Source organism: Nonomuraea sp. GTA35, from assembly GCF_041950525.1.
Taxonomy (GTDB): domain Bacteria; phylum Actinomycetota; class Actinomycetes; order Streptosporangiales; family Streptosporangiaceae; genus Nonomuraea.
Genome location: NZ_JBGNUV010000015.1, coordinates 319,208 through 337,455 on the forward strand (window position 1 = coordinate 319,208; position 18,248 = coordinate 337,455).

17 protein-coding genes and 1 pseudogene are annotated in these 18,248 nt (G+C 65.8%); 13 read left to right on the forward strand and 5 right to left on the reverse strand.

The annotated features are described in order from the left end of the window. Positions 1 to 115: 115 nt before the first annotated feature. The 3 genes from ACBJ32_RS47425 (at position 116) to ACBJ32_RS47435 (ending at position 2,686) form a co-directional block, all read left to right on the forward strand. The gene (locus ACBJ32_RS47425; RefSeq protein ID WP_375132470.1) at positions 116 to 1,243 is read left to right on the forward strand and encodes an alkene reductase; all 1,128 of its coding nucleotides are present in this window, start codon (positions 116 to 118) and stop codon (positions 1,241 to 1,243) included. A gap of 124 nt (positions 1,244 to 1,367) precedes the next feature. Next, positions 1,368 to 2,018: a hypothetical protein gene (locus ACBJ32_RS47430; RefSeq protein WP_375132471.1), complete on the forward strand. Its 651-nt coding sequence runs from the start codon at positions 1,368 to 1,370 to the stop codon at positions 2,016 to 2,018. Positions 2,019 to 2,038: 20 nt separating this feature from the next. Further along, entirely contained in the window at positions 2,039 to 2,686 is a 648-nt protein-coding gene (locus ACBJ32_RS47435; protein ID WP_375132472.1) for a TetR/AcrR family transcriptional regulator, read from the forward strand. A 23-nt stretch (positions 2,687 to 2,709) separates the two neighbouring features. Here ACBJ32_RS47435 and ACBJ32_RS47440 read toward each other — a convergent pair whose 3' ends face one another. Beyond that, positions 2,710 to 3,267 (reverse strand): serine hydrolase, encoded by a 558-nt coding sequence (locus ACBJ32_RS47440; protein WP_375132473.1) that lies wholly within the window; start codon positions 3,265 to 3,267, stop codon positions 2,710 to 2,712. A gap of 350 nt (positions 3,268 to 3,617) precedes the next feature. Here ACBJ32_RS47440 and ACBJ32_RS47445 point away from each other — a divergent pair, with 350 nt between their 5' ends. After that, a complete protein-coding gene (locus tag ACBJ32_RS47445) occupies positions 3,618 to 4,271 on the forward strand; it encodes a DUF6461 domain-containing protein (protein ID WP_375132474.1) in 654 nt (217 codons plus the stop codon). Positions 4,272 to 4,485: 214 nt separating this feature from the next. Here ACBJ32_RS47445 and ACBJ32_RS47450 read toward each other — a convergent pair whose 3' ends face one another. Next, positions 4,486 to 4,758 carry a hypothetical protein gene (locus ACBJ32_RS47450; protein WP_375132475.1) on the reverse strand — a complete coding sequence of 91 codons (273 nt, stop codon included), beginning with the start codon at positions 4,756 to 4,758 and terminating at the stop codon, positions 4,486 to 4,488. 154 nt (positions 4,759 to 4,912) lie between these two features. Here ACBJ32_RS47450 and ACBJ32_RS47455 point away from each other — a divergent pair, with 154 nt between their 5' ends. After that, a complete protein-coding gene (locus ACBJ32_RS47455) occupies positions 4,913 to 5,338 on the forward strand; it encodes a hypothetical protein (protein ID WP_375132476.1) in 426 nt (141 codons plus the stop codon). Positions 5,339 to 5,424: 86 nt separating this feature from the next. Here ACBJ32_RS47455 and ACBJ32_RS47460 read toward each other — a convergent pair whose 3' ends face one another. The 3 genes and pseudogenes from ACBJ32_RS47460 to lanM all read right to left on the reverse strand — a co-directional run. Beyond that, positions 5,425 to 5,946 carry a hypothetical protein gene (locus ACBJ32_RS47460; RefSeq protein ID WP_375132477.1) on the reverse strand — a complete coding sequence of 174 codons (522 nt, stop codon included), beginning with the start codon at positions 5,944 to 5,946 and terminating at the stop codon, positions 5,425 to 5,427. Between the two features lie 64 nt (positions 5,947 to 6,010). Beyond that, positions 6,011 to 7,162, reverse strand: coding sequence for an amidase domain-containing protein (locus ACBJ32_RS47465; RefSeq protein WP_375132478.1), 1,152 nt, complete (start codon positions 7,160 to 7,162; stop codon positions 6,011 to 6,013). Positions 7,163 to 7,238: 76 nt separating this feature from the next. Continuing rightward, a pseudogene (gene lanM / locus ACBJ32_RS47470) lies at positions 7,239 to 8,714 on the reverse strand (type 2 lanthipeptide synthetase LanM); the annotation flags it as partial. A 277-nt stretch (positions 8,715 to 8,991) separates the two neighbouring features. Between lanM and ACBJ32_RS47475 the strand changes: the two are divergent. The 8 genes from ACBJ32_RS47475 to ACBJ32_RS47510 all read left to right on the forward strand — a co-directional run bounded on the left by ACBJ32_RS47475 (position 8,992) and on the right by ACBJ32_RS47510 (position 18,012). Then, a complete protein-coding gene (locus ACBJ32_RS47475) occupies positions 8,992 to 9,942 on the forward strand; it encodes an ABC transporter ATP-binding protein (RefSeq protein ID WP_375132479.1) in 951 nt (316 codons plus the stop codon). Then, the gene (locus ACBJ32_RS47480) at positions 9,932 to 10,783 is read left to right on the forward strand and encodes an ABC transporter permease (protein WP_375132480.1); all 852 of its coding nucleotides are present in this window, start codon (positions 9,932 to 9,934) and stop codon (positions 10,781 to 10,783) included. Before ACBJ32_RS47475 ends, ACBJ32_RS47480 begins: the two co-directional genes overlap by 11 nt. 638 nt (positions 10,784 to 11,421) lie before the next feature. After that, positions 11,422 to 12,378, forward strand: coding sequence for a hypothetical protein (locus tag ACBJ32_RS47485; RefSeq protein ID WP_375132481.1), 957 nt, complete (start codon positions 11,422 to 11,424; stop codon positions 12,376 to 12,378). 413 nt (positions 12,379 to 12,791) lie between these two features. Beyond that, positions 12,792 to 13,166 (forward strand): hypothetical protein, encoded by a 375-nt coding sequence (locus ACBJ32_RS47490; protein ID WP_375132482.1) that lies wholly within the window; start codon positions 12,792 to 12,794, stop codon positions 13,164 to 13,166. Between the two features lie 20 nt (positions 13,167 to 13,186). After that, the gene (locus tag ACBJ32_RS47495; protein WP_375132483.1) at positions 13,187 to 13,657 is read left to right on the forward strand and encodes a hypothetical protein; all 471 of its coding nucleotides are present in this window, start codon (positions 13,187 to 13,189) and stop codon (positions 13,655 to 13,657) included. Positions 13,658 to 13,682: 25 nt separating this feature from the next. Then, positions 13,683 to 13,898 carry a hypothetical protein gene (locus ACBJ32_RS47500; protein ID WP_375132484.1) on the forward strand — a complete coding sequence of 72 codons (216 nt, stop codon included), beginning with the start codon at positions 13,683 to 13,685 and terminating at the stop codon, positions 13,896 to 13,898. Positions 13,899 to 14,352: 454 nt separating this feature from the next. Further along, positions 14,353 to 15,438 carry a hypothetical protein gene (locus ACBJ32_RS47505; RefSeq protein ID WP_375132485.1) on the forward strand — a complete coding sequence of 362 codons (1,086 nt, stop codon included), beginning with the start codon at positions 14,353 to 14,355 and terminating at the stop codon, positions 15,436 to 15,438. A gap of 750 nt (positions 15,439 to 16,188) precedes the next feature. Further along, entirely contained in the window at positions 16,189 to 18,012 is a 1,824-nt protein-coding gene (locus ACBJ32_RS47510) for a hypothetical protein (RefSeq protein WP_375132486.1), read from the forward strand. The last annotated feature ends 236 nt before the right edge of the window (positions 18,013 to 18,248 follow it).

Below are 18,248 nucleotides of genomic sequence, written 5' to 3' on the forward strand. Positions count from 1 at the left end.
CGATCACCGTACACAGCGCCGGCCGGCGGACCGTCAGCGGACCATCAGCCGCTCCGAAGCGCTCAGGAGCACAGTCGGACCCATCCCCACCACATCGAGAGATCGGACCAGGACCATGACCGGCTCAGCGTTGACCTCCCGCCTGTACGAACCCGCCAGGCTCGGCTCCCTCCACCTCCCCAACAGGCTGGTGATGGCGCCGCTGACGCGTAACCGCGCGTCGGCCGACGGCGTCCCCACGCCGATCATGGCGACGTACTATGCCCAGCGCGCGTCCGCCGGATTGATCATCGCCGAGGCCACCACACCGAACGCGGTCGGGCAGACTTATCCCGATATTCCTGCCATCTACCACGACGCGCACGTGGCCGGCTGGCGGCGCGTGACCGGGGCGGTGCGCGCCGCGGGCGGCACGATGTTCCTGCAGTTGCAGCACGGCGGCCGGATCGGTCACCCGGACACCAGCGGGCTGACGCCGGTCGCGCCCTCGCCGGTGGCCTTCTCCGACCCGATCCACACGCCCGGCGGATCCAGGCCGGGGGTCGTGCCCCGCGAGATGACCGTCGCGGAGATCCGATCCACCGTGGACGACTTCGCCGCCGCCGCCCGGCGGGCCATCGACGCCGGGTTCGAGGGGGTGGAGGTGCACGGCGGCAACGGGTACCTCATCCACCAGTTCCTCTCGGACGTCACCAACCGGCGCGGCGACGCCTACGGCGGCTCGGTGGCCGGCCGCATCCGCTTCGCGGTCGAGGTGGTCGAGGCCGTCGCCGACGCGATCGGTCCCGGCCGGGTAGGCCTGCGCATCGCACCCGGTGTCACGGCCAACGCCATGCGCGAGCACGACATCGAGCACGTCTACCCCGCGCTCGTCGGCGCGCTGGCGGACAAGGGCCTGGCATACCTGCACGTGGTGTTCGCCGACCCCGCCCAGCCCCTGTTCCACCGCATCCGCGCCGATTGGCCGGCGGCGTTGATCGCCAACCCGTCGCTGCCCTGGCCGGCCCCGTTCCCCGCCGATGGCGGCAGGCACGCGGGGGAGCGGCTGCTCGGGGCGGGCACCGACCTGATCTCGCTCGGCCGCGCCTTCCTGGCCAACCCCGACCTGGTCGAACGGTTCCGCCGCGGCGCACCGCTCAACCCGGTGCGCATGGAGCACTGGTACGGGGGCGGCGAACTCGGCTACACCGACTACCCGGCGCTGTCCGCCGCCCAGCAGCAGCGCGCTCCGGTCGCGGTCTGATCACCTGCCACTCGATACCGGCACACAGACCGGACATTGTGCCGAACGCGTACGACATCGTTGCGATTGACGTGCTATATATTCATTATAAGTAGCGTTAACTCAATAGCAGGGGAGCGCCGGCATGGGGTTCATGGTTCTGTCAGGGCTGGGCGGGATCGGGTTCGTGCTCGTCGGAGTCGCCGTCAACGTCCTCTACCTCCGCTCCGGCCTCCCGCTGCCGACGTCGGGCAAGGGCCTGGAAGCGGCCACCGACTCGTACGAGAAGGTCGCGGACGCGCTGAAGAAGCCGTCGGTGCTCGTACCGGTGACGTGGCTGTGCCTGACGCTCTTCGCGGCCGGGCTGCTGTCGGTGCTGTGGGACGGAAGCGCCGATCAGAGGGCGTGGGCGCTGGTGGGCTTCGCCGGAGTGCTGCTGCAGAACGCGACGTTCACCTGCGTCGAGGCGCTCCGGTTCGGCATGGCCACCGCCGCCCGCCACGGACACGGCTCCATGGCGGGCCTGTGGGGCATGAGCAACGTGCTGTTCGGGTTCAACCAGGCATTCCTGGCCATGGCGCTGCTCGGCTTCACCGCCGCCGGCGTCGGTGGCGGTCTCGTTCCCCTCTGGCAGGCATGCCTCGGATACCTCAGCGCCGCGCTGCTTCTCGTCGCCTCGCTCGCCGCCCCGTACAACGTCGAGGGCGGCAACCGCCTCGGCCCGGCGGGGCTGATCGGGTGGCTGGGCTGGATCACCTGGACAGTGGCGTACAGCCTGTCCCTGCTGCTGCGATAGCCTCCTCTACGCTACCCGTCATGAGCGCAGAGGGGACCCGGCGCCGCTACGACTCGCTCCGCCGCACGGCACAGGCGATGGAGACCCGCGCCGAGATCGCCCAGGCCGCGCGCCGGCTCTTCGTCGCGCGGGGATGGACGGCGACCACCGTACGCGACGTCGCCCGCGAGGCGGGAGTCTCCGTGCCGACGGTCTACTCCGTGTACGGCAACAAAGCCGGCCTGACCAGGGCGCTGGTGGACGCCGCCGGCCTGTCCGCCGACCCCTCCCGGCAACTCGCCGAACTGGAGGCACCGCAGGCCACGCCCGAGCGGCAACTCGCGGTCATGGCGGCCTTCGACCGGCGGCTGTTCGAACACGCCGGAGACGTCATCGTGCCCCTGCGCGAAGCCGCCCGTACGGAGCCGGAACTGGCCGCCCTCTACCGCGAGAGCCGTGCCCGCGCCGACGAGACCCGCGTGGCGGTGTTCTCCTCGTGGCAGACCGGCACCCTCCGCCCGGGCCTGGACGTGCGGACTGCCGCCGACATCTACGCGGGCCTGTGCAGCATTGACGTCTACACCACGCTCACCGCCGAACGCGGCTGGTCCCCGGACCGGGTCGAGCGGTGGTGGGGCGAAGCCCTGGCCCGCGAACTCCTGAACACACCGCCGGACCACAGGGCCTGAGCCTGGGGGAGCGATCGCGCAGCTCAGAAGTACTTCGAGGTCAGGTCGGTGGTGGGCCAGGAGGACACGGTCACCTTGTTCATGTCGTCGTCGATCCCGTCGTAGTCGAGCGACCCGCTCTCCTCGCGCCGGTTGAGCAGCAGGGCGTAACTGAACCCGTTCTGCAGCCGCGCCAGGTACGTGTACGTGCCCGGCATCGAGCCGTTGTGCCAGGTGTTGAGGTGGCCGGTGACCTGGCGGCACCACCAGCCGCCGCCGTACCAGGTGCCGTACTCGTTGGCGCCGATCTCCGGCTTGGCCACCAGCTTGGCGATCGAGGACGAGCTCAGCACGGTGCCCGGCCGGTCGAAGGCGAGGGTCCAGCGGACCAGGTCCACGGCGGAGGCCAGCCAGCCGCCGTAGGGGTACGGGACGACGGTGCCGGAGGTGTCCAGCACGGTTTTGTTCGTGTACTGCGACTCGTAGCGGACCTCGCCGGCCGCGGCCTCGCTCCTGAGGCTCTGGCCGAGCCTCATGCGGGTGATGCCGAGCGGCTGGAGCAGCTTGGTCTTGACGTACGTCTCGTAGGGCTGTCCCCACATAGCTTACGGATTGTCATGGTCTCCGTTGGAGCGGACCGGCAGACGCAGCGAGCGGCCCGCACCACAGCGCTGCGGCCTCTACGGGAGCTCTCGCCCCGGCCCGGGACCGCTCGCCGCCCGGGTCAGCCAGTCGGAGGGCGGCGCAAAGGGCGGCCCTACACACGGGACGTTTGTCCTGACTCGCATTCGCCACCGACCGGCGGTTCCTGCTCCCCCCGAGGTCCCGGCCTGCCCGCCGGAGGTCGGCCCGTCCACAGCCGCCAGACGATCAGCGCCGGCGCCCGCCGCGAGCCCGGTAACGCCTTCTTCGTGACAACCAAGAAAAATAACCCGTAACCCACCTTCGAGGAGTGGGCATCCAGTGGGATGCCCCTCCTGCTCGAGAGGCGGCAATGCAGTCACTGACCTACCTGCACGACCTTCTGGCCTCGACCCTCTTCACGGAAGGGCTCGACGGCGACATGGACCTGTGGGCGCTGGGATTCAGCGCCATCTGGCTCAAGGGCGCTGACCTCGACACGCTCGCTCCGATCTACCAGTTGGACCTCTCCACCCGCACCCCGTGCTACCTGAGTGAGATCCTCGGTCGGAACATCGACGACGAATCCCTCTGGATCGCCGAGGTCGGAGACTGGATCAGCATCGTGCCGGCAACTGCCGACCGTGACCATCTGCTGTCCATCACCACAGGCGGTCGTGAGGCCTTCGGCCTCAGCATGGACATCAGCAATCGGGACTACCTCCATTACGCTCGCGACGGACGCCTGGTGACCTCATTCAGTCCTTCCCAGCCGGAGTTGCGCTTCGGTGACGACCCATACGCGCTCGATCATCTGATGGAGGAGCTGCGCTTCCAGATCAGCGCGGACGACGTCTTCGACGATCGCGTTGACCGGGAGGAGAGCGTCAGCTCCGCCTTGGCCTTGATCGGACGCTTCACAGGAACCGACATCGCCGCCGACTGGTTCGAGGCGCAGTACTCGTGCATCCGGCCCACCTCCTGACGACTCATGCTCAGCCCGTGCGATTTCGTCGCCAGGTAGGCGGCTGACTTGCTGGCCTGACCGCGGTCCTCATAGAGATCCTCTACCTGGGCGCCTGGCCGCGGCTCGGAGGAGTACTTGCAGTGCATGAGCAGGATGTGCAGCTCGCGCTCCGCCTCCCGGACGGCGACGATGTCGGCGATCCCACCAGAGCCGTTGTCATCGAGACCACGTCTCAGGGGCCACGCGATAGGACCACTTGGATCATCCGGGCCTGGGTCGAGTCGGTGTCGCGGGTGCGTCCCTGCGACTCCTTGGTGATGTCGATGCCGGTCCAGTTCGGTACCTGGAGTCGGACGGGATCGAAGGGCGGGATGTCGCGTACGGGGTGCAGGAGACGGGCGGGCGCGCAGACAAGAGTGTCATTCTCGAAGAGGACCTGGAGCACGTTGTCGCGGCGGGCGAAGATCTCGGTGGCGGAGAGGTCACGTCGGGAGGTGGAGATCATCACTTCGCCGGCACCGGCGGCTCTCACCGCATCTGTCCGGCGTCGATGAAGATGGCGTAGGGCACCTGCCAATCAGGTGTGCGGATGACGAAGTGAACGGCTCCGTCCGGGACGTGGGGCGTAACCGGAGCCGCGGTGTTCCGCGTGTGAGCGGGTGTGCTGGCTGTCCGGCGAGGAATTCCATCCGCAGCCGTATGAGCAGCTCGCCGCCTCCTACGTTGCCGATGGCCAGCACGATGAGGCCCGTGCCGTCCTGTACGCGAAGGAACGGCGTCAGCAGCGTGATCGGGCGCTGCTCGGTCGGGTGTGGGGCCTTCTGCAGGACGTCACGGTCGGCTTCGGCTACAAGCCGTGGCGGGCAGCCGCCTGGCTCGTTGTCCTGTTGGCCATCGGCGGTGTCGTCTACTCGGTGTGGCCTCCGCCTCCGCTGAAGCCGAGCGAGTCACCGCACTTCAACGCCGTGATCTATGCCCTTGATCCGAGCGCCTGGATCAGCGCCGCCGGCGCCTGTGCCTGCTTGCCGTCGTTGTCTGCCTGGACACTGTGCAGTGCTCGGAGCTCGGCCGGCACGGCCAGTTGAAATTGACCGTCGACCGGCTCGACCACTACAACGTCATCCAGTTATAGCCGCAGCCCAGGGGGTGTGTCCTGGCCTTCGGGGGGTAATTAGAGGGCGGCTCCGGAGTCGAAGATGCGCCATCTTTCGCCTGGGTTATTCCTGCCCAGCAGATAACCCCAGTCCACATTCCCTTCCGAGTCTCCGGGCAGGCCGCTGTGCTCGCGGGACGAAAGCCGGAACTTCCCCCATACAGCAGCGACCTCGCGAAACTCGCGACGTTCCACGCATCCGGCATCGGCCCGCTGAAGAACCAGTCCCTCGATGCGCTGCCAATTGCAGTACGGCGCCCCGATCACGGATCGTTCGCGTTCGGTGAATGCTGGGGCGGCCAACTCCTGCATCGTGTCGACATCGCGAGCGACCAGCGCCTCCAGGTACGCACGTACGATCGCCTCCGGTGCGGCGCCCGGATCGGGCAAGGCGACCTGCCGGTCCGGCCCGGCGAACAGCCGGCACGCGTACACCTGGTAGGGGGCGCAGACCAAGGTCACGGAGACTCCGAGCGCGGACACCAGCACTACGGCGCCCAGGACGGCACCGATCCTGCGTCGGGTCGGATTTGCGCTCACGGGAGTGTCCTTTCCTCGCAGAAGGGAGGGGTGCGCGAGGGCACAGGCGCCCTCGCGCACCTGCTCACCAGTTGACGCGAATCGCGTAGACCTTCGTCTTGGGGTACTTCTTCTTTCCTGCGGTCATTCCATCAACGAGTGATCGCCACTGGTACGTGGGCTGATGCTGGGCGTAATACACACCCTTCCATGATTTCGATGACTTCTTGCTGACTACGGACACGTGGCCGAAAACGTTGTTACCGTGCCAGTCGATCAGGAGCAGGTCACCGACTCGGACGTTCGCCCACGAGCTGACCCAGCTCGCCCGCCCTCGCGTCTTGACGAAGTGCAGGTAGAAGTTGTGCGCGGCGGACCAGGAGTAGGAACTCAAGTACCGCCGAGGCCACGACTGGTACCACCAGCGGGGATCCTGGCGTTTGGTGAGCGCGCCGAGAGCGCCCGGCGGCACGGCCATCTTCACCCCACCTCCGTGGTAGAGGGCCTTGGAGGCGAAGTTCGCACAGTCGTTGTCGAAGTCGTACGGCTCGCTGTGGGCGTTGTTGACCGCCCAGGTCGCGATGGCCGGACGATTCACCGCCGCCGCGACGGTGTCGCTGTGCCGGGCACCGGCCGTCTCGACCGGATAGCCGTTCTGGTCAACGGGCAAGGGCACCGCGTCGCCGGGCAACGACGGCACCGAGGTGCCCGTGGGCAGGGCGTTCACCTCTCCAGCCCGGCCCTCGGGTCGGTCAGCGCCCGCCGCCTGCGAACGTAGCAGTCCAGTCCTGCCCGTGGCCGCGTCGAACACGAAGGCCCGTGCCAGCACGCTGGAGTCGTCGCTGGTCTCCTCGTTCGCGGTGCCGGCCTCGATGGTGGTGCGGACAGTTTCCTTGACGTTCGCGTGGACGGTGACCTGATTGGTGCCGGCGTTGAAGGAGACGAGCACGTCGTCCTGCGTAAGAGCCACGCTGGTCCGGTTGAATCCCTGCTGGGAGGACTGGGCGGCCAGGTCTATCAGGTCGGCGCCCTCCGCGTGGAGACTCGCGCGGATCAGTGTCGCCCGCGTCTTGCCTGCGAGAGCCTGATCCACCGTCGGGCTGTCGCCTTGCGCCAGTTCGTTCCTGGCCTGCTGGTACTGGCGAACCGCCTCGATGTACTGCTGGCTGCCGCCAGGGACGGAGCTCGGCGTGAAGGTGGCTGACGTCGTCCAGGCACCGGCCGCCGTGCTGTTCACCGCCCGGATCTGGGCCCTCCTCCAGGTGGGCGGAGGCGTCCACCTCCGCGCCGGAGAGGCTGGGCCGGTTGGCGCCCGTGTCCTTGATGACCTGCCGGCCCCGCTCCAGGCGCATCTCGTCGGAACCCTGGTTCACCCAGTAGGGGACGGCGTACGGGGTCCGCTGTCCCACGGGTCCGCCCAGCCCGCTGGTCTCGGTCCCGGTGTCCTCGTCGTCCCCGGCGAAGTACTTGCGGCGGGGGAGCAGGCCGGTCTCCATGACCGACTCGCCGATCGCCGTGTTCGCCGGCGCGACCCCCCGGGCACCGATCGTCCAGTGGTTGGGGTGGAAGAGCGTCTCCAGGTCCACGAGGACCGGATGAGGGCCGGCGGCGATGATGTTCTCGAAGTGCACGTCCACCGCGTGAAGGACATGGAGAAGGCCCAGGAGCACGCCTTGGCGGCGGTAGAAGTCCCGTACTTCGTCCGGGGACTCGCACGGACGACTCTCGACGAACTCCATCCACCCGTGGTCGCCCGCGTCAACCATGCCCAGCGTCCGGAGGTGAGGCGTCCCACCGCGCCGGTTGACCCACTCCAGCAGTTGCTGGAAGTGCACATCCACCGACAGAGACCGGGGTTTGTAGACGATCCGGGAGCCGGAGTCGAAGCTCAGCAGGCTGACGCTGCGCCCGCCTCCGTGCCTGTCACCTACCCTCGGTGTGACCTCGGTCAGGGCAGAGGTGCCTTCCGGCACCGGCACGCGTGCGCGAATCTCGGCCCAGTCCCGGGCAAGATCCGTCAGCAGGGACAGGCAGTGCCGGACCCACTGGTCCACCCGCTCGGTGATGAGGCGCGCGAGTACCGGATACTCGGTCAGCAGGCCGCGCGCGCGTTCGCGGTCCCCGAGCGAGCGGGCGAACTCCTCGAAACGCCCCTGCGCGGTTTCGGCGGTGAGCGTGCCCTCCAGCCGGGCAACGTTCAGCTCGAGTACGACGGTGCGTCCGACGAGCTGGTCCAACTCCCTGTACAGCGGGACCGTCAGGCTCCGCTCGACGGACTCCGTGTCGATCCGGAGGGGAAATCCTTCGGCCAGGTGCGCGATTCCCCGCCGCAGGCGCGCCACGCCCCGCTCGACCAGGGGGCGGGCCAGCGTGAGGAAGCCTTCCGCATGGGGATCCACCGGAACGGCCGGTGCGGGCGCGTCCTCCTCGGGGCGCGGAGCGTACGCCGCGTCCAGCTCCGCCCGCCAGGGCAGTGGCCGCCCGATCCTGGCGGCCACTGCCTGCGGAGCCTCTTCGAGGAGCCGCGGTAGGTCGTCGGTGGCAAGGCCGAGCGTGGCCAGGCGCTCGTCGAGCACCTTCCTGTCCTCGCGGAAGGGAGGCTGGGCGCACCACTTCTTGTACTTGCTCAGGGTGCGTTCGGAGAGATCGTTCGTGTCGAAGGAAGGCGTCGCTGCGGGGGCCGTACGGATCCGGGCCCTTTCTCGCAGAGCCAGGGCGGACCACCAGTCGGCCTTCTTCGGAGAGGGCACGGACGGGGCCGCTGACTCCTGATGGCTCATTCTCGACATGACCTTCCCTCGTCGGACGTCGTCCGGTTCACCGCGGTACGGCGGTCGTGAACACTTGCAGGGACCGTAGGACGGCGCGCTGGAATCTTTGTTATTGCCCCGATGGAATTTCGATGGAATCGGCCGCGAGGTGGCGGCACACGGGGGTTCCGCAGGCAGAAAGGTGGCACGCCAGCAGCAGCTTGGGTATGATGATCTTGTTTGTTATCAATGCTCAATTCAGCATTCCGACTGGAGGTATTGCTGGGTGAATGAACTCCATTTAAAGGCCATAGAAGTGGCGGACCTCGTCTGCCGGTACGGAGATTTCGAAGCAGTTTCTGGACTTTCTTTCGCAGTGGGAGCCGGCGAACTTTTCTCCCTGCTGGGGACCAACGGAGCGGGCAAGACGACCACCATCGAGACCCTCGAAGGGTTCATGCGGCCCAGCGGCGGAACCGTCTCGGTACTCGGTGTCGACCCTTATGGCCGCCCCCCGCGCCTGCGCGCGCAGACCAACGCCGTTCTCCAGCACAGCGGCACCTTCGCGGAACTCAGGGTCGATGAGACCGTGGACCTGGCCCGAGGGCTGTGCGCCCGCCCGCGGGAGCGGGAGGCGGTACTGAAGCAGGTCGGCCTGTCTCATCGTCACGACGTCCGGGTACGGGGCCTGTCCGGCGGTGAGAAACGGCGGCTGGACCTGGCGCTGGCCCTCGTCACCCGGCCCCGGGTGCTGTTCCTTGACGAGCCGACCACGGGCATGGACGCCGAGGGGCGGCAGCACGTGTGGCAGGTGCTCTCCGACGTTCTTCAGGAGGGCACGACCATCCTGCTCACCACCCACTACCTGGAGGAGGCCGAGCGGCTCTCGGACCGCCTCGCGATCATGCACGCCGGTCGGACCCGGGTCGAAGGGACGGTGGAAGAGGTCCTGTCCCAATGGGGGGATCACATTGAGTTCGTGCTGCCCGACGGTCTCGACGCCGGCGGGCTGCCCGACGTGGAGGGCACCTCCCGGGAGGTCGTGGAGTATCGGGGGGACACCAGGGTGGTGTACACGGTCGGCGGCGGGGGGAACGCGGACAAGATCACGGCTCCGCGGCGGGAATGGGCCCACATTGTGTCCAAACGGCTTCTGGACTGGGCGGAGGAGCGGAACACGCGGCTCATGAACCTCCGCGTGCGCAGTGCGTCCCTGGAGGACGTGTTCCTGGAGATCGCGAACGAAAGGGAGACCGGTGGCCGGTGAGCGCGCCTCCGCCAGCGACATTCACGAGCGCGAGCAGAACTGGTGGAAGCAGGTCCTGCACCTGTCCCGGGCCGAGTTCATCCAGCTCAGGCGGGCCCGGATCACCCTGTTCTACCTGGCTGGCCTGCCCGTTCTGCTCGCCGTCATCTCCTTCAGCACCCAGGGCCTGTACACGGATTCGGGGGAGCACGTGGACGGCGGGGCAGCGAGCCTGTTCACCATGATGCCCGTGCTCGCGGCGACCATGGGGCTCATGCACGTCTCCAGCCTGTTCACGGTCCGCAGGGAACAGCACATCCTCAAGCGCCTGCGGGTCGGCGGAGCCGCCGCCAGCGCCATGTTCGCGGCCGTGTGCGTCCCCACGCTGGCCTTCGTCCTCACGGTGACGGCCATTCTCTGCGCCATCGGGATCGCGGCGGCCGGCCAGTTCCCCGCGGCGCCGGAACTGCTCCTCCTCGCGGTCATCCTGTCGTCGGTGACCATGTCCCTGTTCGGGATCTGGATCACGCGCTACGCGCGGACCGCGGAGAGCATGCAGGTGATCAGCCTCATCCCGCTGATCCTCCTGCTCTTCGGGAGCGGAGCCACGCTGCCTCTGGAGTTCATGTCGGACCGGTTCGCGCAAGTGGTCTGGTTCAGCCCTCTCGCGCCCCTCGTGGACCTGTTCCGCTCCGCATACTTCGGAGCCGACTTCTTCGGCGGTCGGATCACGCAGGTGCCGCCGCTGGACCGGGTGGAGCTCTGGACGGGCGCCCTCCCGGCACTGGGCGTCTCGCTGGCCTGGGCGCTCATCGCCTGCTATCTGGTCCGATCCGTACCCTGGACGGCCCGCCGGACGTGAACTCGGTCCCCTCCCCGGGGCGGCCGTCACCGGTGGTTCTCACGTCCTGCCATCGACGCTCCACCTTCTTGCCATCCCCTGCCCATGGCTCCTGCATAAGGTCCGGAGATGTCCCACCGGGCCCCTGATGGAAAGTGGGAGGACATGGCACGACGTACGAGGCCGGCGAGGGTGAGGGCCGTACGGCAGGCAGGCATGGCCGAATGTGGCGCCGCCTGCCTGGCCATGGTGTGCAAGATCGTTATTCTCGAGATGACCGCCCATTGCCAGGTCGTGAGCCGCACGTGGGAACCGAAATTCGACTCAACTGGGGCGCCACTGCTCTTGAACGTCGTGACGTACGACAAGCTGCCTGACAGAGTGGTTCATATTGCTCAACTCGTTCCGCGCCTCCCTCGGCCGAGATGTTGGGCGCCAAAAATGCCCAAGGCGGGTGAGGAGTGGTACCAAAGTATCGGTGGCCGTCCTCAGGAGCCGGAATATTGGCTGAAACAGCTCGCACGCCGCCATTGATCAGCTCATCCGTGCGATCATCGCCCGAACCGGCATACAGATCGAACGCCGCGGCTCGTAGGGGAGAGGCGTTCAGCCGCACCACCGGCGAGCCCGTCTCCTGGGGCCGCACGCACCGGGCGGACATGAGCCGGTACGACTTCGTCTGCAAGTTCGTGGACATGAAGTGGAAGGCAGCCGCGCCGAAGTACCGCCAGGACATCGCCCGCGCGCTCACCGCCGCCACACCGGCCATGTACAGCACGACGCGCGGTAAGCCGGAAGACCGCGCCCTCCGCGCCGCGATGCACCGCTGGGGCTACAACTGCAAGCACCGCGAGGAGGCGCCCGAGGAGGCCGCTGCCGTGCTGCGCTGGCTGGCACACAACACCAAGCCCGTCTCCGCGCTCATCGACGACCCCGGCCTCGTTCGCGACCTGCTGGATGCCGCCACGTCCCTCCTGAACGGCCAACGCGCCGCGCCCAACACGGTGCGTAAACACCGGATGGTGCTGTCCAACGCCCTCGACTACGCCGTGGAACTCAAGCTGCTGCCCGCCAACCCGCTCAAGACGTTGAAGTGGAAGCCGCCCGCCAGCGCCTACGAAGTGGACCGGCGCAGCGTCGTCAACCACACCCAGGCCAGGGCGTTGCTCGCCGCCGTGAAGGCACAGCAACCGAGCGGCGAGCGCCTCGTCGCGTTCTTCGCGCTGATGTACTACGCCGCCCTACGCCCCGAGGAGACCGTCAACCTACGTCGCGACAACATCACCCTTCCACCTCTCGTCAAGAATCCGGAGTCCGGCGAGTTGGAGGAGCCGGCGAACGCCTGGGGAGAACTCCACCTACTCAAGGCCGCGCCCCACCCTGGACGGGAATGGACCGACACCGGCGTCGCCAGGGAGGAACGCGCGCTCAAGCACCGTGCCGAAGGCCACAGCCGTACAGTGCCGATCCCTCCTCCGCTGGTTCCCATCCTTCGGGCGCATCTCGCGGCGTTCGGGAACGGGCCGGACGGACGCGTCTTCTACGGAGTACAGGGCGAGAGCTTCCGTTCATCACCTACCGGCGTGCCTGGCGGGCCGCACGGCAGAACGGGTTGACGGCGAGGAGTTCGCCTCGCCGTTGGCGGCCCGGCCGTATGACCTCCGCCACGCCTGCGTCTCGACGTGGCTCAACGCAGGCGTTCCCGCTCCTCAGGTCGCCGAGTGGGCAGGCCACAGCGTTGACGTGCTCCTGCGCGTCTACGCCAAGTGCATTGTCGGCCAGGACGAAGCTGCCAAGCGCCGGATCTCCGACGCTCTGATGTGACGATCACACAGACGTCGGGAAGGCGCCCTTCGGTCGAAGGGTGCCTTCCGGTGGTGGCCATACTCCACGATCTAGCTAAATGTGGAGTGGTATATCAAATCGGCACAGGTGCCGCTCGTGGCTCGCACGCCTCCTGAGCACCGTACCGCTAAGGAGCCCAGGTAGACGGGCTTGGAGCGATGTCACTGCGTCTTCACTCAGCGGCGTGAATCTGCTATCGGGCATATCGCAGATACATGGATCGATGCGCCATACCGACCGCGGCTCTACGCTCAATATGATGAGTCTGGTCGGGATGAAGCCGGATCAAGCTCGTAACCTGGCGGCGGCTGCCGAGGTTGCGGGTGGATCGCTTGTCGTCCAAGGTGCGCTGATTCGGCGGCTTTTAGAACGCTGGAACGGCGATGCCGGTCGCCTCGCCTCCTTTCCGGCGCGCGCCTCATGGGCACAAGACCAAGCCCAAGATATTCGGCGTCGCGCGGGACTCCTGGAAAAGGATCCGGAAGGTGTCCTGCTGTTCGCCAGCGTGAATGGGTACTCGCCACAGCCCTACGATCTCTGGTCTCCCGCGAGGCTGTAGAGATCCGCAATATTGAGGAGTTGGACGCGGTCCTGCATGGAGCACCAGAGGCCCACGTCGACATGCACATTCCCGCGACCGACCTCCTGCTCATGGAACGCATCACCGCCAGGGGCATGCACCTGTTCACGCAGGCCGGCACGGTGCACGACACTGTGAATCTCGTTCAGCCGCTTGTGGACCCCTTCGGGGTGGCCGATCGAGATGGCGAGAGCACATCCTTGGATCCCTCAGCTCTGGATCGCGAGCATGTGGGCCCGCTCGCAACAGTGATCGACAATGCCCGCATCGTGGGTGAGCTGGTTCTTCTGAGCGATCCACCCGGACCCATGATCACGACGTACGCCACAGACCGGGCGGTCTGGGCGGTGGTCGTGGACAGCCCGCATGCACCGAGCGGCATAACGGCCCGCCCGGTGAGTGCCGAGACCCTGTCACGCCACATCGCTGGGATGTTGTCCGCTGGGGACCCGGAGGTTAGCCATGCCTGACCGATTGAGCGAGTGGCAAGCGGACATGCGCGTCATCGCCCAGGCCGCCGATGACATCGAACGAACCCTGGAAGCAGTGGACGCCACCTGCGACAGGAGTATTTGGGCGGGACCTGCCGGAGATCGCTTCCGCAATGAGTGGGCGATGCACCGCTCGGCCATCCGCGCCGCCCTCGACGACGTCAGAGCTCAGACCCAGACCATTACCGTACGCGTGAAGCGCGAAGAGCGGCCGGGATAGCAGTTCCCCGCATGCCTGCGTCAACGAAGGGGAGCGCTCGGTCAGTGGTGCTTGCCCGGATATGGCAAGCATCTCCGCGAAGCTCAGACCGTCCTGGTCACGGAGTTCGACGATGATCTCGTTCGGCACGCCTTCATTGAGGGTGCCGTCCCGAGGCTAAAGCCGCTTTACGGGATCTTCTTCGCGTCAGGGTGCTAAATATGTTAATACTTCAAATCATCAATCAAGAGATTTTGGTCATCCTTATTGGCCATAGGTCTTTGTCCCAAAGTTGTCGCGGAGTATAGCGCAGAGATTTTTCTCCGCAAATAACAGCGTTTGTCTCTAATTCCTGATGTTTGTGCGCGTCGGTTGCCGGAGTTGCCCTAAGATGCCAATGAAGCCCGAGAGGTACCTGCAAAGCAGGTGATGAATGGGCATCCCAATTCGTCCTGCGCTCCAAAGGAGCACCCTCATGTCTTCACGCAGAGGCGGCAATAAGAACACCTCCAGGAAGCCCCGCAAGGAGACCCGAGCCAAAACCGGCTCCCCCCGCAAGAAATCGGACACCACCGAATCCCGATGGCGACGATGGATCAAACGCCCCGGCTTCTGGGCCGTCAGCTTCGGCATTCCGATCGCGGTCACCGTCGTGACCCTCGTCGTCAACGGCGTGGCCGCCGACATCATCGACCTCCCCGCTTTACGCGACAGCGGTCCTCGCCGCATCCAGGACCCTGACGACATCCGCTGGGACGTCCGCTACGAAGATCCTGGCGCCCAGCTCATCCTGCCCCGCGGCCTGAAGCTGAGCGCCCAGCAGGAAGCATTCCTGAGCAGCTGGAGCCTGGCCGACGTCGGCAGAGGCGGCAAGTACACCATCGAGGATCTCAAGCGCGAGCTGCGCGCCGCCGGAGCGGCCACGCCTGTCAGCGACATGAACCTGATAGTCACCCTCGAAGGCCGCCGCCATCAGGACCTGCACGTCAAGGCTGTCTACCCGGTCGAGATGCGCCGTTCCGCACCCTACGACGGAACCTGGCTGAACATTCCCTCGCAGGACGGCGGCTCCACCTTGCAGATGATGTTCGACTTCGACGAGCACACCCCGAGGGCGCGAACTATCAAAGGCGACGGAGAGAGCGTCCCCCTTCGGTCCGGGGTGCCGTGGTTCTCAACAAAAACCCTGACCATCAAGGATGGCAAACAGGACACCCTTAGCATCAAGACGATGGGGCTCAAGCATGCGGTTACCTTTAAGATCCGCATCGACTACCGCATCGGCGACCAGCACCGCAGCCTGATCGTCCACGACCATGGGCGCCCCTTCGCGGTCTCCCCGGTCAACTGCCTGGATCGCACGCCCGTCGACAAGAAGGGACACATCCTCACCGACAAGAAAGGCAAGTGGACCGATGGGCACGCCTCGTATGAGAGTATCTGGACCCTTGGGACGCCCAACTTGGTTCAGGTGCCCAACCCGCGGCGGTGGAGCGTCGGCGTATGGTGCGTGGACGAGCCGCCGCGCTCGACGGTTCGCCAGGGCGGCAACAGGAAGTAGCCGGACTGATGGCACGCCACACGCGCGTTGCTCCATGCGCGCCATGGCCAAGGAGACGGACGTCAACAAGGATCCTCGTCCTGCTCCTCTATCTCACTATGGCGACCCGCTACAAGATCCCTGTATTCGTTGGAAACCGGCGCGTTTGCCCCAAACTGGACGCCCAGCTCGGCGAACGGCGTGAGTGGATACGTGCGCACGTATTTGGCACGATCACCCGCAGACGATCAGCGACAGCCGGACGGCGCCGGACACATGAAGAAGCTCTTGACTGCCGTTTCTGCTGGTCAAGGGCACTTCACTGCTGGTCGAAGATGGTGCCCCCGGCAGGATTCGAACCTGCGGCACCCGCTTTAGGAGAGTGGTGGCTGTACTGCTGATGTGCGTGCCCTGACCTGCCTAGATGCTTCGCGCCGCTTGCACAATCTGAAAGATCATCCCGCGTATGTCCCTGCACACAACGAGGTCGGTTCTCCATCGCGCCTGGGTGTAGTCGAACCTGCCGATCGTCACGCCGCCCGCCCCCGATGCGCAGACCGAAGATCATGCCTTCCCAGGGTACGCGATTGTTTGGCCCCGCCCCACAGAACGGCTCCAGGCCCGTTGATAATCCGGCCAAGCTACGTCCATCCTGGACATGTAGCGAAATAGAACGAATAAATAAGGTTTGATTGCTATCTGGATCACATTTTCGTCAATCATCTACTCAATGGCTAGCGAACGGGCGGCAGGGCGGATTAGCGTCGGCTCATGGCGATGCCCGACGGACACCCCCTTCCCGTGATTCAGCCAGAATGGCTTCGGCCGTATTTCTCGATCATCGTTCTTCGGAACACGGCTAGAGATAAGCGGCGAGCGATATCGCAGCTATGCGATTTCCTCAAGGCTCCAGTTCAACGTTCAGGGAAGGAGCCGCCTGTCATTGTCGCCGAGGGCATAGCCGCTGCGGACGACGCTATGCCCTGCCGTGTGGACGGCTTCATTTATCGGCAGGATTCCCGGCCGAGTTGGGCGAATGACCGCATCGAATTCGTTGACACCAGGCATTCGCTTGCTCTTGCGCTGACGTACAAGGAATTCGTCGCAGTTTACTGCGATAACCACCTCAAGGGTCGGCTGCAGCGGTGGCTTACCCGCCCGCCGATCCCGCCCTTCGTTCGAGTCCCGCCAGAGGTATTCCAAGGGGCACTGCTCCAGGGAGAGGCGCGAGGGCTGTGGCTGCAAGGGACGCACACTCGGCGGGCCACCCGTCCCGACACCAAGAACCTCAGCGGCCAACGCCTCCAGGATGCCCTCAACCCGTTGGAGGACAGCTCCTTCGCCTTCTCCTCCGCTCGAGCCAGCCTGCCACCCGCTGATTCACGCCAGGCGCTTACTGGCAGCATCGGAACAACGCCGAGTAACGCTCTCATCTGGGGAAGGGGCACTAATGACTTCGATGAGTTCGTTGGGATGGCTCTAGAGGCGCTTCGGCTTCTTGAAGAGACGATCGATGCTGGCGCCGAGATCGTTCGCCCCTTTCCCATCTTGGCCGTTCGGTCCTATGACCTGTCGGGCGTTCACGGCGCGTTTGATCTCGCCACCACACCTCCTGACGAACTGTCATCGGCGCTCGGCTCCTATGACGAGCTGAACGATGCGGCACAGCTGCTGGAGCGAGCGCTCCTGGAGGTGCGCGGGCAGCGCGATTCGGCGGACTTCGTTGTTGACGTGGGCCTTGAAGGCGCCCATTGTGGAACGCTCCAAGGAGTTGTGCGGCTGGAATCCGGCGCTGTTCGAGTGCGGTTTGGCTTTCACGATGAGCCCACGAGTCTGCCTGAGGTCCGGCGAGTCCTGGATGCGTTGCAGTACAGCGACCAACTCATCAAGATCTATTACGAATCCGGCCACATGATCGATGGGAGAAGCATCTTCCAACGGCAAGTGCAACCGCATGCCTTCCATCATTGGCAGTGGGCCGACTTCACTGGCTACGAGATCAATCGTGAGAAGCCGATCGGTTCGTCACCGGCGCAGATCCACAGCAGGGTAGGGCTGGTCGGCGATCTCTCGCTCTTCGGCTGGGTGGTCAAGACCTACTCATCTGGCTTGCTGACCTGTGATGACGGACCCGGCGAGATCGCAGACTTCCTGCACATCGACAGCGAAGGCACCTTGAGCCTGATCCACGTTAAGGCTGCTAAGAGTTGTGCTCCGTCGCGCCGCATTGCAGTGGGGCCATACGAGATCGTGACGAGTCAGGCGGTTAAGAATCTGATCAACCTCGATCCTTCACGACTGCGGGACCGGCTCGAGTCGTCGCCGGCACCACGCCCGGCCACGTGGGTGGAGGGCGTCCGTGTGGATGGCAGAGAGGAGCTGCTCGATGCGCTCAGCCGCCGGAGCCCAAGGGCTGAGGCCCGGGTGGTCATTGTCCAACCTCACCTGAGCAAGATGCTGTACCAGCGAGCCGGAAGTCTGAGCCTGACGGAAGAGAACTTCCGGCTCAGCCTCCTCGAAACCCTCTTGAACGGCGTCCGGGGGTCCGTGACCAGTCAGGGAGCCGAACTCGTCGTCATCGCCAGCGAGCGTTAACTGACCTTGTCCTGGCAGCTTGTACGAACGTGGCTGATTAGGTGCCCTGGAGGAGTCGAGCTTGTGGCGCATGCTGTAGGAGAGTGGTGGCTGATCAGTCAGATCTCCTTCTCCTCGCAGAGGGTTGGAACTCCTTGGCCAGCTCCTCCGGCGTCCGTCCCGCGCGCACCAACTCCACCATCTGCCGGCGAAACTCCGGCGGATGGTTGTTCGGCACAGCAGACTCCTTCTTCCGG